Annotated in this window: 14 protein-coding genes and 1 pseudogene; 5 read left to right on the forward strand and 10 right to left on the reverse strand. The window is 56.9% G+C overall.

Annotation, left to right across the window (positions count from 1 at the left end; translation table 11 throughout):
* Entirely contained in the window at positions 1-1,461 is a 1,461-nt protein-coding gene (locus AC56DI_RS13970) for an NAD(P)(+) transhydrogenase (Re/Si-specific) subunit beta (RefSeq protein ID WP_324519775.1), read from the forward strand.
* A 62-nt stretch (positions 1,462-1,523) separates the two neighbouring features.
* On the opposite strand, the gene AC56DI_RS13975 is transcribed toward AC56DI_RS13970, so the two are convergent.
* The 10 genes and pseudogenes from AC56DI_RS13975 to AC56DI_RS14020 form a co-directional block, all read right to left on the reverse strand.
* Positions 1,524-2,648, reverse strand: a complete 1,125-nt coding sequence (locus tag AC56DI_RS13975) for a glycosyltransferase family 4 protein (RefSeq protein ID WP_496346709.1) — start codon at positions 2,646-2,648, stop codon at positions 1,524-1,526.
* A complete protein-coding gene (locus AC56DI_RS13980; protein WP_496346710.1) occupies positions 2,648-3,778 on the reverse strand; it encodes a glycosyltransferase family 4 protein in 1,131 nt (376 codons plus the stop codon). The genes AC56DI_RS13975 and AC56DI_RS13980 overlap by 1 nt, the downstream gene beginning before the upstream one ends.
* Positions 3,762-5,138, reverse strand: coding sequence for a glycosyltransferase family 4 protein (locus AC56DI_RS13985; RefSeq protein ID WP_496346711.1), 1,377 nt, complete (start codon positions 5,136-5,138; stop codon positions 3,762-3,764). The genes AC56DI_RS13980 and AC56DI_RS13985 overlap by 17 nt, the downstream gene beginning before the upstream one ends.
* Positions 5,139-5,155: 17 nt before the next feature.
* Entirely contained in the window at positions 5,156-6,397 is a 1,242-nt protein-coding gene (locus AC56DI_RS13990) for an ABC transporter ATP-binding protein (RefSeq protein ID WP_496346712.1), read from the reverse strand.
* On the reverse strand, positions 6,397-7,194 hold the full coding sequence (locus AC56DI_RS13995) for an ABC transporter permease (protein WP_496346713.1): 798 nt from the start codon (positions 7,192-7,194) through the stop codon (positions 6,397-6,399). Before AC56DI_RS13995 ends, AC56DI_RS13990 begins: the two co-directional genes overlap by 1 nt.
* The gene (locus AC56DI_RS14000; RefSeq protein ID WP_496346714.1) at positions 7,194-8,627 is read right to left on the reverse strand and encodes a mannose-1-phosphate guanylyltransferase/mannose-6-phosphate isomerase; all 1,434 of its coding nucleotides are present in this window, start codon (positions 8,625-8,627) and stop codon (positions 7,194-7,196) included. The genes AC56DI_RS13995 and AC56DI_RS14000 overlap by 1 nt, the downstream gene beginning before the upstream one ends.
* 7 nt (positions 8,628-8,634) lie before the next feature.
* On the reverse strand, positions 8,635-9,606 hold the full coding sequence (gmd, locus tag AC56DI_RS14005; RefSeq protein WP_496346715.1) for a GDP-mannose 4,6-dehydratase: 972 nt from the start codon (positions 9,604-9,606) through the stop codon (positions 8,635-8,637).
* A gap of 2 nt (positions 9,607-9,608) precedes the next feature.
* The gene (locus tag AC56DI_RS14010; RefSeq protein WP_496346716.1) at positions 9,609-10,514 is read right to left on the reverse strand and encodes a GDP-mannose 4,6-dehydratase; all 906 of its coding nucleotides are present in this window, start codon (positions 10,512-10,514) and stop codon (positions 9,609-9,611) included.
* Between the two features lie 13 nt (positions 10,515-10,527).
* Positions 10,528-10,980, reverse strand: a complete 453-nt coding sequence (locus AC56DI_RS14015) for a divergent PAP2 family protein (RefSeq protein ID WP_496346717.1) — start codon at positions 10,978-10,980, stop codon at positions 10,528-10,530.
* Positions 10,977-11,879: pseudogene (locus AC56DI_RS14020) on the reverse strand (decaprenyl-phosphate phosphoribosyltransferase); the annotation flags it as partial. The gene AC56DI_RS14015 and the pseudogene AC56DI_RS14020, both read right to left, overlap by 4 nt.
* Positions 11,880-11,899: 20 nt before the next feature.
* Here AC56DI_RS14020 and AC56DI_RS14025 point away from each other — a divergent pair.
* Genes AC56DI_RS14025 through AC56DI_RS14040 form a run of 4 tightly spaced genes read left to right on the forward strand, consistent with a single transcriptional unit; the run spans position 11,900 to position 16,104 of the window.
* Entirely contained in the window at positions 11,900-12,310 is a 411-nt protein-coding gene (locus AC56DI_RS14025) for a GtrA family protein (protein WP_496346718.1), read from the forward strand.
* A complete protein-coding gene (locus AC56DI_RS14030; RefSeq protein ID WP_496346719.1) occupies positions 12,304-13,605 on the forward strand; it encodes an FAD-binding oxidoreductase in 1,302 nt (433 codons plus the stop codon). The genes AC56DI_RS14025 and AC56DI_RS14030 overlap by 7 nt, the downstream gene beginning before the upstream one ends.
* Positions 13,606-13,609: 4 nt before the next feature.
* A complete protein-coding gene (locus tag AC56DI_RS14035) occupies positions 13,610-14,347 on the forward strand; it encodes an SDR family oxidoreductase (RefSeq protein WP_496346720.1) in 738 nt (245 codons plus the stop codon).
* Entirely contained in the window at positions 14,344-16,104 is a 1,761-nt protein-coding gene (locus AC56DI_RS14040; protein WP_496346721.1) for a hypothetical protein, read from the forward strand. Before AC56DI_RS14035 ends, AC56DI_RS14040 begins: the two co-directional genes overlap by 4 nt.
* Positions 16,105-16,140 lie beyond the last annotated feature (36 nt).

The following is a 16,140-nucleotide window of genomic DNA, read 5'->3' on the forward strand; positions in this document are numbered from 1 at the left end:
ATGAGCATGAACCTCGTCACCGTCCTCTATTTGATCGCTTCGATCTGCTTTATCCAGGCCCTCAAAGGCCTGTCGCACCCGACTACGTCGCGCCGCGGCAACCTGTTCGGCATGCTCGGCATGGGCCTCGCCGCCTTCACCACCATCGCCCTGATCGCGATGAAGGTGAGCGAGTTCCAGCAGCGCGGCGTGGGCATCGACCTGGCCCAAGGCCTGGGCTTCGTGCTCGTCGGCCTGCTGGTCGGCGGTAGCGCGGGTGCCATCATGGCCAAGCGCGTGGAAATGACCAAGATGCCAGAACTGGTCGCCTTCATGCACAGCATGATCGGCCTGGCTGCAGTGTTCATCGCCATCGCCGCTGTGGTTGAACCGCAATCCCTGGGTATCGTGGCCAGCCTCGGCGACGCCATCCCGGTCGGCAACCGCCTGGAACTGTTCCTCGGTGCAGCCATCGGTGCCATCACCTTCTCCGGTTCGGTGATCGCCTTCGGCAAACTGTCGGGCAAGTACAAGTTCCGCCTGTTCCAAGGCGCACCTGTGCAGTTCAAGGGCCAGCACATGCTGAACCTGGCCATCGGCCTGACCGTGATCGGCCTGGGCCTGGTGTACATGTTCACCGGCAACCTGCAGGCATTCGCGGTGATGCTGGCTCTGGCCTTCATCATTGGCGTACTGATCATCATCCCGATCGGCGGTGCCGACATGCCGGTCGTGGTGTCGATGCTCAACAGCTACTCGGGCTGGGCAGCGGCGGGTATCGGCTTCTCGCTGAACAACTCGATGCTGATCATCGCCGGTTCGCTGGTAGGTTCGTCGGGCGCCATCCTCTCGTACATCATGTGCAAGGCGATGAACCGTTCGTTCTTCAACGTGATCCTCGGCGGTTTCGGTGGCGCTCCGGCAGCCGCAGGCCCAGCCGGCGCTCAGGAAGCCCGCCCGGTGAAATCCGGCTCGTCTGACGACGCCGCGTTCCTGCTGACCAACGCCGACACCGTGATCATCGTTCCGGGCTACGGCTTGGCGGTGGCCCGTGCCCAGCACGCGCTGATGGAACTGGCCGAAAAGCTGACCCATCGCGGCGTCACCGTGAAGTACGCGATCCACCCGGTTGCCGGGCGTATGCCAGGCCACATGAACGTTCTGCTGGCCGAGGCCGAAGTGCCTTACGAGCAAGTGTTCGAGATGGACGACATCAACTCCGAGTTCGGCCAAGCCGACGTGGTACTGGTGCTGGGCGCCAACGACGTGGTCAACCCGGCCGCGAAGAACGACCCCACCTCGCCTATCGCCGGCATGCCGATCCTCGAGGCCTACAAAGCCAAGACCGTGATCGTCAACAAACGCTCGATGGCCAGCGGCTACGCCGGTCTGGACAACGAACTGTTCTACCTCGACAAAACCATGATGGTATTTGGCGACGCCAAAAAGGTTATCGAGGACATGGTTAAAGCGGTCGAGTAATCGCCCGCCGCAACTGCAAAAAACCCGGCCATGTGCCGGGTTTTTTGTGTGTTGAGGTTGCCTCAGCGCGCCGATTTTTCAGCCACCACCTCGCGGTAGATTTTCGCCATCTGCCGGCCCATCTGCTCAGCAGTGAAGAGTTGTTCATAACGCAGCGCCGCTTTCTGCCCCATGGCGAGCGCTTGCAGCGGGTTGTCCCAAAGCGTGCGCATGGCTGCACGGAACGCCAACGGATCGCTGGGCGGCACTACCAGGCCTGTCTCGTTATGTATGTTGATGTAGCTGGTACCGGTGCCGATCTCGCTGGAGATCATCGGTTTGCCGTACATGGCGCCCTCCAGCAGCGAGATGCCAAAGGCCTCGGAGCGCAGGTGAGAAGGGAACAGGATGGCCGTGCACAACTGTAGTAAAGCCACCTTGTCTTCTTCACCCAGGCGACCGACAAAGTGCACGTGATGTAAGCCCAGCGCAGCCGCCTGCTCACGCAACTCCTGCTCCAGAGGGCCGGCACCAACAATGACTATCGGGTAACCAGTACCCTGCGCCGCCTCCAGCAAAATGTGCAGGCCTTTGTAGTAGCGCATCACGCCGACAAAGAGGAAGAAGCGCTCGCCGAAACGCTGACGCCAACCCTCGACGCAAGCATTCACCGGAACCGGATAGCTGCTTTTATCCAGGCCGTACGGCACCACCACGGTCTTGTTGCGGTAATGTTTGAGCACCTGGCTGGTGGCCAGATAGTTGGGGGAAGCCGCGACAATGCGGTCAGCCTGCCCCAGAAAGCGGTGCATCAGTGGGCTGTAGAGGCGCAGTAAGTTCTTCTGCCGCACGATGTCCGAGTGATAGGTGACCACCGTAGGTTTATGCATGCGTGCGGTAAAATGCACCAAATCCATAAACGGCCAAGGGAAGTGATAGTTGATCACGTCGGCCTGTGCCGCCAGCACCCGAAAACGCTTGAGCACGCTGTAGGAAAAACCGGTGGAGGCCAGCTGAATGTCCAGCTTGGCCCGATGCACCTTGTGGTCAGCGACCATGACTTCACGGGGCTGCGGATTAGCACTGAGGGTTAGCACTTCACCATGAATGCCGTGGCCAATACCGCTTTGGCAGAGCTGATAAATCACCTGCTCTATGCCGCCCACCGACTCTGGCAGGTATGTTTTAAAAAAGTGCAAAACGCGCATCAGGATTTCACCATTTGTCGGTACACGCGTGCAGTGATCTGCGCACAGCGCTGCCAGGAAAATGCTTGGGCGCGCAGCAGACCGGCATCCCGTTGTTGTTGCCAATAGACTTGATCATCGATCAGCCGCTGCATAGCTGCGGCACACACCTGCTCATCCTGCGCATCGATATAAGTGCCTGCCCCACCGGCCACCTCCGGCAACGCCGAACTGCGCGTGAGCAGCACTGGCGTGCCACTGGCCATGGCTTCCAGTACAGGTAAGCCAAAGCCCTCATACAGCGATGGAAACACCAGCAAGCGCGCGCCCGATAGCAGTTCGGCAACAGTATGATCGCTCTGGTAACCGAGCAGGCGCACCTGCCCGCTGGCGATGGCGCGTTGCAGCGGTGCCGCCAATTGCTCAGTGCGCCAGCCCGGCATGCCCACGATCACCAGCGGATAGCGCGAACGTACAGCCGCTGGTAACAGCTCGTAGGCACGCAAGGCCAGTTGCAGGTTCTTACGCGGTTCCACAGTGCCGACACACAACAAGTACTCGCCCGCTTGCAAACCCAAGGCCTGCAGCGGCGCGACCAACTGCTCAGCACTACGGGGATGAAACCGCGCTGCACAGCCCAATGGCGCCACCGTCACCCGCTCAGACGAAACCCCGTAATAACGACACACCTCGGCACCGATGAATTCCGAGTCCACCAGAATACGCTCAGCCCGCACGACGCTTCGTGCGGCATGTCGCTCAATCTCGACGAGGCGATCCTTGGGCTGGGTTTCGGGGAAATGCACATGGGTCAGATCATGCAGGGTCATAACCATCGGCCCGTCGAACTCGAATGGCCACAGGCTCGGATCGTGATAAAGATCGACACCCGCACAGCCGCGACTGAAGCGCTGCTGCTCGATCAGTCGGCGTAAAACATAAGCATTAGGCACCCAGCGCTTGATCAACCCGCTCGCTCGGGAATAGCCCGGCAGCGCTGCACCAGGTAATTCGGACTGCCAATTCCAGCCGTTGAACAGAGCCAACTCCAGCTCTGGATCGGCTGCCAGCGCCTGCACCAGCTCAACCAGATACTGGCCAATACCGGTGCGCGGCGCCCGCAGGATGCTGGCGTTAAGAGCGAGTCGCATCGGCCTGACTGAGTGACGGCCCCTGGCGCAGCCCCTCTAGAGCGCCGCTTACCAATTGCTGGCTCGCCTCGCGCCAGCCTATCCACTGCCAATCCGCAACGGATCTACTGGCCGGAAACTCGTTGCTGGACTCGAATTGGGTGACTCTGTCAGCCAGGGTCTGCGGGTCGTCCAGATTGAAATAGGCCATAAATTCACCGCCGATTTCTCGAAACACCGGAATATCGCTGGCCATCGCAGGCAGGCCTCGCTGCATCGCCTCCACCAGCGGCAAGCCAAAGCCCTCAACATAAGACGGAAAAACCAGCGCCCGCGCATTGGCGTAGGCAAACTCAAGGCTCTTGTCATTAATGCGATTAAACATAAACAAGCGCTTATCCCATTGCGGGTGTCGCTTGATGCGCTCCACCAGGGCTTCGCACTTCCAGCCAATTTTGCCAATGATGCACAGACGCGCATTGCTGCCCTGAGCCCATAACAACTCGAATGCATCAAGCAAATAAGCATGGTTCTTACGCGGCTCAATGGTGCTGACCATCAGATAAACCGGCGCTGGATCGCGAAACATGCGCTGCAGATCAGGGTGCACACGAGCCTCGTTACGCAGTAAATCCAACTCCGAACCGAGGTGGAAGTAACCATGCCAGCGCTTCGCGGCTTCAGCCTCGCCGAGACGCCGCTGAATCTCACTATCGACTTGCTCACTGATGGTCTGGGAAATAGCCATAAAGCCATCGGCAGTCGCTGCGATCCAGTCAAACCAACGATCGAACACCTTGACCAGTCCTGCATCACAAAACTGCGGATGTGTAAGCGGGATCAAATCGTAAATCACTGAAACGATGCCAACGCCTTGGCGCTTGAGCTTTTCGGCCAAAGGGAAGATATCGTCATGCCAGGATGAGTCCAACAGCACCAGTTGATCACCGACCTGCACTTGTAACGGCACTGCACGCTGAGGCGCAGGGAGGGCGTTGCGGTTCAACCAAAGCAGTCCGCGCAACGGCAGGCTAATGGCCAGGCTGGCCAGTTTGCACGGCCAATAGAGTAAGCGACGCGCAGTCTTAGACGCACTAAAAGGCCAAAGGCGCTCTAACCGTGAATGCCACCACCAGTAGCGATTTCGCCAGTGGTCTAGCTTGACGATAAGCGCCTGACGACGGCTGGCTCGATGGTCTACCTCTATCGGGGCCAGGCTCAGAACCCGATAAAGTTGGCCACCATTCATCATCACCGGCACACACTCGACAGCGGGTTTAGAAGCCCCTAATTCGCGAATGATATTGCGTACAACCCGCTGAATCCCGGAGTTGTCCTGCGGATGCTCGTAGACATAAGTACATTCAATCAAAAAACGCATGCAGCTCTCACACAGATTCAGACACTGGCTGCCTGCTGCAAGCGCTCAATGCTTAAATCGGCATCCAGCGCGTTGCAACCAACAAAGTCCGGCTTGTTGATATTGATCATATGGAACACCAGCGCGAAATCCCGCCACTCGTAGTTGGTATCCAGATGCGAGTCGAATCGTGAGAGTGACAGGGCAATGGAGTAATTGCCTTTGCCAATATTCGCGGGGAACGCAAAGCGATAAACGATGCGCTCACCCGCGGATACATTCTCAAGAGCACGATGTAGTCGATGGGTATTAATGCCGTAAATGGCTTGGCCCATGCGGTCCTTGATCATAAAACCAAGCACCAGGCGCGGAACCGCCTGCTTAACGTCGACAGTCACTTCAAGCACCGCCTGACTGCCGACCTCCAGCACTTCGACCCGCTGGCCCCGGGCATTAAGCAAGGCGATATCAGCAAAGCCGGCTTCGCCGCTTCCAGAAATTGTCCGCACTTTGCCGTTGTCCAAACGCTCCTGACGGACCGTCTGCTGCTCCTTTTCCGCAATCATCGCACCGTAGAAGTCCATCACTTCCTCGGGAGCGCCCTCGAGGGCCAAACGCCCTTGCGCCAGGAGAATCGCGCGATCGCACAGATTCTGAATCGCCTGACGATCGTGGGAAACGATCAACAGCGTGGTGCCGGCCTTACGAAACTCACGGATGCGATCGAAGCTTTTGTGCTGAAAGTAGGCGTCACCCACCGATAGAGCCTCATCGACGATCAACACATCGGGGCGTCGAGCCGTGGCCACGCTGAAGGCCAGACGCATCTGCATGCCACTCGAGTAAGTGCGCACAGGGTGATCCATGTAATCGCCAATCTCGGCAAACGCCTCGATTTCCGGCATCAGCGCCTGCAAATCCTCCATGCTCAGCCCAAGGAGTTGGCCGGCCATAAAGACATTCTGCCGGCCACTGAAATCCGGATGGAAACCCATGCCCAACTCAAGCAAGGCAGCGACACGGCCTTGAATATGAATCTGCCCGGCATTGGGCTGAGTGGTGCCGGTAATCATCTTCAGCAGCGTGCTTTTACCCGCGCCATTGATGCCAATAATGCCCAACGCCTCGCCGGGATTAACGGTGAACGAAACGTCCTGCAGCACCCACTTCAATTGGTGCCTGGGCGCCGAAAAGGGAATCAGCCATTCGGCCAGCCGCGACCAGCGCGTGGGATATTGTTTGTAGGCCTTACCTACCTGAACCACTTGAATACTGCCCATCAGAGTTCATCCACCATTTCGCCGGAGCGTTTGCGAAAGAGGCGCATCCCTAGTAGGCACATCATCACCGCCAGCACGGTAACCGGCCCGAGCGACGACCAATCAGGCCACTGGTCGTAAACAAAAATCCCCTGGTAGGCCGCGATGAGCGCGGCCATGGGATTGGCCTCAATCAGCGGACGAATGCCTTCCGGCAGAATAGAGGCGGGGTAGACAATAGGCGTCAACCAGAACCAGAACTGCAGGACAATACCAACTAGCTGACCGACATCGCGAAAGAACACATTCAGCACGCCAAGAATGATTCCAAGGCCAATGGCAAAGGCGACCTGGATCATCAATAACGGAATCACCGCCAATACCGTCCAACCGGGAAAGTTTTGCGTCACCGCCAGGAAGCCGAGGAACAAGGCAAAAATAATTGCAAAGTTCACGCTGGCATTCAGCACCACAATCAACGGCAGACATATCCGTGGGAAGCTCAGCTTCTTGATCAAGTTGGCGTGTTCAAGAAACACTGACTGGCTACGACCAATGATTTCCGCGAAAAAGCCCCACGCGAGAATCCCGGCGCACAAGTAAATGCCATAGGCCAGGCTGTTGTCGACGCCTGGCAGGCGGGCTTTCATCAGTTGGGAAAAAATCACCGTATAAACAATGATCATCGACAGCGGATTGAGGATCGTCCACACCGCACCCAGCAATGAGTTGCGATAGCGCGTCTGAAACTCGCGCTGCACGCTACCCAGTACGAAGCCGCGATAATTCCATACTGCACGAGCTATCCCCACGGCCATTACTGCACCCTGCCGTACTGGTCTTCGAAGCGAACAATGTCGTCTTCACCGAGATACTCGCCGCTTTGCACTTCGATCATCACCAGGTCAATCACACCAGGGTTTTCCAGCCGGTGTTTATGCCCTGCAGGGATAAAGGTCGACTCGTTGCTGTTGATCAGTAGCGAGGTTTCACCATTCACAACCTTGGCCATGCCCTGCACCACAATCCAGTGCTCGCTGCGGTGATGGTGCATCTGCAGCGACAACGCGGCACCTGGCTTGACCACGATGCGTTTGATTTTGAAACGCGGACCCTCTTCGAGCACGGTGTAAGTGCCCCAAGGTCGCGATACCGTGCGATGCAGGCGATAGGCTTGATGGTTTTCCAACTTCAAACGCTTGGCAACCTGGCCCACTTGCTGCGCGCAGTCGGCGTTCGCCACCAGAATCGCATCGGGTGTCTCGACCACGATCAGGTTGTCGACCCCCACCGTGGCGACCAGACGGCCCTGGCTCTGCACGAAGGTATTGCGGCTATCGATAAAAATCGCATCGCCTTGCACACGATTCTGCTGGGCGTCGGCGTCAACCAATTCGCGCAGAGCATTCCAAGAGCCGATATCACTCCAGTCAAAGGCTGCAGGCACGACGGCAACCTTGTCTGAACGTTCCATCAAGGCATAGTCAATGGAGATATCCGGCAAGGCCGCAAAGCTTTGGGCGTGCAACTCCCGCATTTGCGCACCATCGCCACGCGGGCTCTGCGCCACGCACGAACGGGCCAGCTCCAGCAACTCAGGTGCATGCACCTGTAGCTCATCAATCAAACTGCCAGCAGTGAAACAAAACATCCCCGAGTTCCACAGAAAGCGACCGCTCTCGAGGTACTCCTGCGCTGTCGCAAAATCAGGCTTCTCGACAAAACGTCGTACTCGGCAGCCTCCTTGTTCGTCCAGCGCCTCTCCCGCCTCGATATAGCCAAAGCCGGTTTCGGGTGCAGTTGGCCGAATGCCGTAAGTGACCAAATAGCCCTGACGAGCCAATGCTACCGCGTGCTCGGTTGCAGCCTTGAACCCTGGCAAATCATGAATCAGGTGGTCCGCCGCCATAACTACCAACACAGCATCCTCGCCGTGCTCGACCGCCAACGCCAGGGCTGCGACCGCGATGGCCGAGGCGGTATTGCGACCTTGCGGCTCAAGCAAGAACCGCGCGCGATGACGGCTCAGACTGGCTTGGGCGAAGTGGTCGCGGCTTTCAAAGTAATGCTCGCGATTGGTCACCGTGACAATATCGCCACCCTCGGCGATCAGGCTGGCGGCACGCAAGTAGGTCTTCTGTAGCAGCGACTGGCCATCCGGCAAGCGCATAAAGGGCTTGGGATGGTCCTCGCGCGATACCGGCCACAAACGAGTACCGGCGCCACCGGAAAGGATGACAGGAATGATCATGATGGGCTTATTCCTTGCCAACGCGGCGCAGGTCAGCCTCAACCATCATTTCAATCAAGGTGGACAGGCTAGTTTTCGGTGTCCAGCCCAGCTTGCGCTCGGCTTTGCCTGGATTACCCAGCAGCACCTCAACCTCGGCGGGACGGAAGAACTGCGGATCAATGACCACATAGTCTTCATAGTTCAAGCCAACATGCTCGAAGGCCAGCTTGCACATATCACGCACAGTCGTGGTCACCCCGGTGGCCACCACGTAATCATCGGCCTGTTCCTGCTGCAGCATCAGCCACATGGCTTCCACGTAATCACCGGCAAAGCCCCAATCACGCTTGGCGTCGATGTTACCCATGCGCAACTCGCTTTGCTTACCCAGCTTGATCCGTGCGACAGCGTCGGTCACTTTACGGGTGACAAACTCGATGCCGCGCAACGGCGACTCGTGATTGAACAAGATGCCGCTGGAGGCATGCAGTCCGAAGCTTTCACGGTAATTGACAGTGATCCAGTGACCATAAAGCTTGGCCACACCATAGGGACTACGCGGATAGAAGGGCGTGTTCTCGTCCTGACGCTCGGCCTGGATCAGACCAAACATCTCACTGGTGGATGCCTGATAGAACCGTGTATCCGGCGCAAACTGGCGAATGGCTTCGAGTAAGTGCGTTACCCCAAGACCATCAACAATACCGGTGGTCACCGGCTGATCCCATGAGCTACCGACAAAGCTCTGCGCGCCAAGGTTGTATACCTCGTGCGGCTTAGCCTTGATCACGGCGCGCTGGATAGAACAGGCATCGGCCAGATCACCTTCGTGATAGCGCAATTCGCCTTCAATACCCAGCTCACGCAAACGCCAGCGGGTATCACTACTCCGCCGAGCAACCAAGCCATGTACTTCATAGCCTTTGTCCAGCAACAGCTTAGCCAGATAGGCGCCATCTTGACCGGTAACACCCGTAATCAAAGCAACTTTAGACATTCTTATAGTTCTCTTGCTTCCCAGTCAGAGAGCACGCTCTGCAGGGTCTCCGTGATTGAAACTCCAGGTTTCCACCCGGTTCCTTGTTGTAATTTATCGGCACAACCGACAACCCGACGCTGCTCAGCGCGGCGCATCCGCGCAGCATCCTGAATCAACTCGACATCAACATCCGCCAGCTCAGCTAGGCGTGTAATCATATCGCGAACCTTCAGTTCTATACCGGAACAGACGTTGTAAATCTCACCGTTTTGGCCCCGCGCCAACAAGGCTAGATACGCCTGAAGCACATCTCGAACATCAAGAAAATCACGCGTCACGTCGACATCGCCGACCTCAAGCTGAGCAGTCTGTAAACCCTGACGTACCCGAATTAGCTGGCGCGCCATGCTCGGGATGACGAATGCCTCGCCTTGCCCGGTGCCGATATGGTTAAACGGCCGCGCCACCATGATCCGCCATGGCTCCACATAGCCCCACTGCAGACACAACAATTCAGCGGCTACCTTGCTAACGGCATAGGGGTTGCGTGGCTGCGGCAAACGACACTCGCGAATCGGTAACTCATCCTCCGCGACCTGACCATATACATCACCAGAACTCACATACAAGAAGGTGCCGCTAAAACCTCTGCGCTTGAGCGCCTGCAACAAATTCAAGGTGCCCAACAAATTGACCTTAATCGTCTGCGCCGGGTCGCGAAAGGCTTCAGGCACGAAGGTTTGACCGGCCAGATGGATCACTGCGTCGGGGCAATCGTCCTGCAACCAGGCATCCAGCGTGGCCGGCTCAAGCAGGTCATGGGCCGGCGACTCAAGCAACTGCCAGGAGGACGGCGCCCCCTCAAGCAGCGCCTGCAAATGGCGCCCGACAAAGCCGTTTAAGCCCGTAACCAGTAGTTTCTTCACTCCAAGACTCCTCTCAACCCAAGGCCGTCAACAACCCACCGAGCAGGCTTCCACCCCAGCGCCACACCAGCCAGGCCGCCGCAGCGCCTACCAGCAGTCCTGCAAGTATTTCACCGCGGCTATGCCCCATACGCTCACGCAAGGAGGCTTTCTGCCCCTCAGCCGATAGCGCATTAATAGCCTGTGCGTGCAAACCAACTTGTTTGCGCAGGCTATTAGCGTCAAGCAGCACGATAAAGGCCAGCGTGACGGCTACACCAAACGCCGGATGCGCAACACCTTCGCGCAAAGCAATCAATACCGCCATGCTGCAAACGATGGCGCTATGGTTGCTCGGCATTCCGCCATAGCCAATCAAATCAAACGCTAGGCGTCGAGCGCGCAAACTGTTGATGGCAAATTTGCTGCAACCGGCCAGCAGCCAAGCGACAAAGGGCGTGAGCCCATATGAAATATCAAGCGTCATAGCGTATGCCCCGGCCAGATGGAAACAGCAGAAACAACGCCCCAGATCGCGACTGTCAGCAACAATTGCCAGTCACCCAGCAAGGCGTCAGTCGGTGATTCGCCACAGTCTTTAGACTCGACAATAAACCAATAGCGATACAACCCATAAAGCACCAGCGGTATGGTCATTACCATCTCGGGACGCGCGGTCATCACGAACAGGCTGTAAAACAACAGTGCCCCGGTGGCAGCCATTTCGGCATAGCGATCAATCAAGGCCGGCGTGTAGTGCTGAAGTACCTCACGGCTATCACTGCCGTTGCTGGCAAGCTCTTGGCCACGCTTAACAGCCGCCAAATACAGCGCGAGGCACAGGGTAGTCACAAACATCCAGGACGATACTGGCACCGACAACGCCATGGCACCGGCATACACGCGCAAAACAAAACCAATCGCAATCGTGAAAATATCGATTACAGGCTGATGTTTGAGCACGAAGGTGTATGCCAGGTTAAGCAGCAAATATCCCATCACCACATAAAGCACTGCCGGCATGACAAACCAGGCGGCCAAAAGTGCGACATATAGAATCAGTAATAACGTTATTGCTTGCGGTATTGAAACAAGGCCTGATGCCAATGGCCTGCTCTTGGATTTTTTTGGATGCCGCCGATCGCGCTCGATATCCGTCAGATCATTAAGGATATAAGTGGCCGATGAGGCCACGCAGAAAATCAGCGCCGCCAAGGCCACTTTCTCAATGGACTGCAGTTTGAGAAATTCGCCGGCGAAAATTAAAGGGGCGAAAACGAATACATTCTTCACCCACTGGCGCGGGCGCAACAACGCGAACATCCCACGAATTTGCGCTAGAGACGAGCGCGGCGCTACGGTAGCATGCATGCCATTTTGCCTCGGCTGGGTATTAAGGAAGAGTTATGAAACTGGCAGCTATCTACGCGCTTCTTGCTGCGATCGCGACAGCAACCAACATAGGTGCGCAAGCTGGCTTCCTGCTCGCCTACGACGGCAGCCATGCTATCGCACTGTCGATCATTGCCGGAACAGGCATTGGCTTAATTGTTAAATACGCCCTCGATAAACGCTATATTTTCAGCTTTAAAGCCGAGAGCGCCGCCCATGACGGCAAGGTTTTCGCCCTATATGCCTCCACCGGCGTGATCACTACCGTCATCTTCTGGGGGCTGGAATTTTCCTTTCACCTATTTTTTGGTAGTGATTTGATGCGCTATCTCGGCGGCGTACTGGGGCTAGCCATTGGCTATGTGATCAAGTACGAACTGGACAAACGCTTTGTATTCCGTCAACAGGCACAACCAACATGCTGACTCACGGCTGGGGCCGCTACCCACTGCATGACGCACAACTGATCCAGCCACACACAACGCAAGAAGCCGCTGAACTTCTGGGCCAAGAAGAGGCCGTACTTGGCCGCGGCATGGGTCGCAGCTATGGCGACAGCGCGCTGGCCGATACACTGATCAGCACGCGTCACCTCAATCGCCTGCACAGCTTCGATATGCAAAGCGGTTTACTGACGTGCGCAGCCGGCATCAGCCTAGGCGAGCTTCTGGATGTATTTGTGCCGCGCGGTTGGTTTCTGCCCATCACTCCTGGCACCAAGTTCGTCAGCGTCGGTGGCGCGATTGCCAGTGACGTGCATGGCAAGAACCATCACTTGCATGGCTGCTTCAGCGAATGTGTTGAAAGCCTTGAGCTAATGCTGGCCGACGGCTCGCTGATCAGCTGCTCACGCAGCGATCAGCCCAAACTGTTTCATGCCACCTGTGGCGGCATGGGCCTGACCGGGCTGATTGTTGCCGTGACGCTGCGACTGCTGCGTATCGAGAGCGCCTACATCCAGCAAACCACCTTCAAAGCCGCCAACCTTGATGAGGCGCTGCAGCTATTTGAGACCCATAGCACTAGCACCTATTCAGTGGCCTGGATCGATTGCCTGGCCAAAGGCCAGGCATTAGGCCGATCACTGTTAATGGTGGGTGAACACGCCCGCGACGGCCAACTGCTATTACCTGCCAAACGAGCGCTGAGCGTGCCGTTGGACATGCCCGCAGCACTGCTTAACCGCTACTCCGTACAAGCCTTTAACGAGCTGTACTACCAACGCATCCGCAAGCCAGAGTCTAAACAACGGGTATCTTTTGAGAGCTTCTTCTACCCGCTGGATGGTATTCAGCAGTGGAACCGCCTGTATGGCAAACAAGGCTTTGTGCAGTATCAATTTGTTATCCCCAAAGCCGCCGGCCTGCAAGGCATGCGCGCAATTCTTGAACGAATCTCGGCCTCCCATCGCGGCTCCTTCCTGGCAGTGCTGAAAACCTTCGGCGCCGCCAATAACAACCTGCTGTCATTCCCCATGGAAGGCTACACACTGGCGCTGGACTTCAAACTGGAGCCGGGCCTGCTGGAGTTATTGGACGAATTGGACAGCATGGTCTTGGCCTATGGCGGCCGCCTGTACCTGGCCAAAGATGCGCGTATGAGTGAGGCCACGTTTAAACAAAGCCAACCCAGCTGGCAGCAATTCCAAGAAGTTCGCGCCCACTATGGCGCCCTCGGCAAATTCGCCTCCCTGCAATCGCGCCGGCTCGGCCTGGACTAATCCCATGCAAAAAATCCTGATCATCGGCGCCACCTCGGCGATTGCCGAAGCCTGCTCCAAACGCTTCGCCGCCCAAGGGCACAGCCTGTATTTACTCGCGCGCAACAGTTCGCGCCTGGAGAGCCTGGCGCAGGATCTGCGCGTCCGCGGCGCTGCAGCCGTGCATTGCGCCACCTTTGAGGCGAACGCACTGGAAACTCATCAGGCCTTACTGGAACAGGTAAAAGCCGAACTAAAGGGCTTGGATCGGGTACTGATCGCACATGGCACCCTTAGCGACCAACAGGCCTGCGAGCAAAGCGTCGAGCTGACCCTGCAGGAATTGCAAACCAATGCCCTCAGCGTCATTGCCCTGCTGACCCTTCTGGCTAATCACTTCGAGCAGCAACGGCATGGCAGCATCGCCGTGATCGGTTCAGTGGCAGGCGACCGCGGCCGACAATCCAACTACATCTACGGCACCGCCAAGGGGGCTTTGGGCATATTCCTGCAGGGCTTGCGCAACCGCCTGCACAAAAGCGGCGTACAGGTACTGACCATCAAGCCCGGCTTCGTCGACACCCCCATGACCGCGGCTTTCCCCAAGGGCCCGCTGTGGGCCACACCAGAGAAAGTTGCTCAGGATATCGACAAGGCCATTGAGAAGAAGAAGGACGTGCTTTATACGCCAGGGTTTTGGATGTTGATCATGCACATCATCAAAAGCGTTCCAGAAAAGATCTTCAAGCGGCTTTCGCTTTGAATCTGGAAACTGTCCAAGTGTTATCCGCAAGAGCAAAAGCCAGCATGCCTAGGTACTTTCCTGGAACAGATAAAGGGCGAAGGGAATCAGCACTCGGAAAACATCGATGGCTTGGCTGGCTTCTCGCCGCCCTGATCGTGGCGGTGATAGCCGGACAAACTACACACAATACCGGTAGCGACCCCCGTGGCACCCTACTGGTGAGTGAGGCCATAGCGCAGCATGGCACCATCAAACTTGATGCCTATGGTAAGACGCTCCTCGATAGCTACGGCTATGTGATTCACCGCAAAGGTGAGCACTTCTATAACTACTTCCCCCTAGGCACCGCACTAGTCAGCACTCCATTCGTGGCTATCGCCAATGCCTTTGGTTTCAACATGGCCAAGGACGAGCCTCTCATCCAGATGGTGCTAGCGACGCTGGCCGCCCTGCTTATCACCTTCATACTCTACAAAACCGCCAGGCTCTATCTGCGCAAGACCGAGAGCTTGCTATTGGCAGGGCTATGCTGGTTCGGCAGCTCTCTCGCGAGCACGGTGGGAACCGCGCTGTGGTCACATGACTTCGCCTTGGTCTTTTCCAGTACTGCCATCTTTCTAGTGCTTCGCCAACGTCAGCCGGAGTCTTTGCTGGCTCCGGCGCTGATAGGGTTATGCCTATTTACGGCCTATCTCTGCCGACCGACCCTAGCGCTACTGTCGCCCTTCCTGCTGTTGTACTACTTCCTCCAGGACAAAAAATCCGCGCTGTTTGCCGCCGCCACCCTGAGCCTACTGCTGCTTGGCTTTATGGGCTGGAGCATGCACGAGTTCGCCCAGATTCTGCCGGACTACTACTTACCAAAGCGCTTGGAGGGCGGCGACTTTGCAACAGCCCTGTACGGCAACCTGCTCAGCCCGGCTCGAGGATTGTGGGTCTACTCGCCCTTTCTACTGGTATCCCTGCTTCTGACCCTGCTGCTGGCACCCCGGAACAAAATCCTGGCGAAGCTGAGCCTGATCACTCTTGCCTGGCCGATTGTCCATTTATTCTCGGTCAGCCAGTTCCCTCATTGGTGGGCTGGGTGGTCATTCGGTTCCCGCTTAATGGTCGACGCACTGCCCGGCCTCTTTTTAGGTCTTTTCGGTGGTTTGGCGGCGCTACACCAAAGGAAAAGCCTCGCGTACGCAGCCGTACTGGTCAGTGGCCTCTTCGCCATCTACGTCAACACCTACCAAGCCCTATTTAATCCCTACGGGATGCAATGGAACGTCCAACCCAACGTCGATCACTACCCCGAATATCTGTTCGATTGGCGCTACCCTCAATTTCTCCACAGTAAAGGTCGCCACGAGGAACGATTGGCTGAGTTCCGTAGCCATCAACTTCCGCCCTTCAGCGGCCTCATCGACATTCCCTATGACTCGGCCTTAGCGGCCTTCGACAGCTTTTACGGGTTGGAAGCAGGCTTTCGATGGAGTGAAGGGAAAAATGCCAGCCTAAGTCTAATGCTTGGCGAGCAAGACCTAATCGGCGAGGCCAACTTGCACGCAGGGTTTCTCGGTGATCAAGCCCTGACCATCAAACTCAATGGCCAGCAAGTCTTCGAGGGGCGCTTTGCCGGAGGGGAGCGAGAGATTCGCTTCAGCTTTGCTCCAAAGCTGTTACACGCAGGCCTGAATACCTTCACTTTCCATCTACCAGATGCACACAAACCCGCCAGCGAAGATCCTCGGGTATTGGCGATGGCCTTCCGCAGGCTGTCATTGAGATAAAGAAGAATAAAAGTTTATAACTCCAGCGAACATGCG

Source organism: Pseudomonas sp. BGA-UO-ETr-WB11, assembly GCF_059567785.1.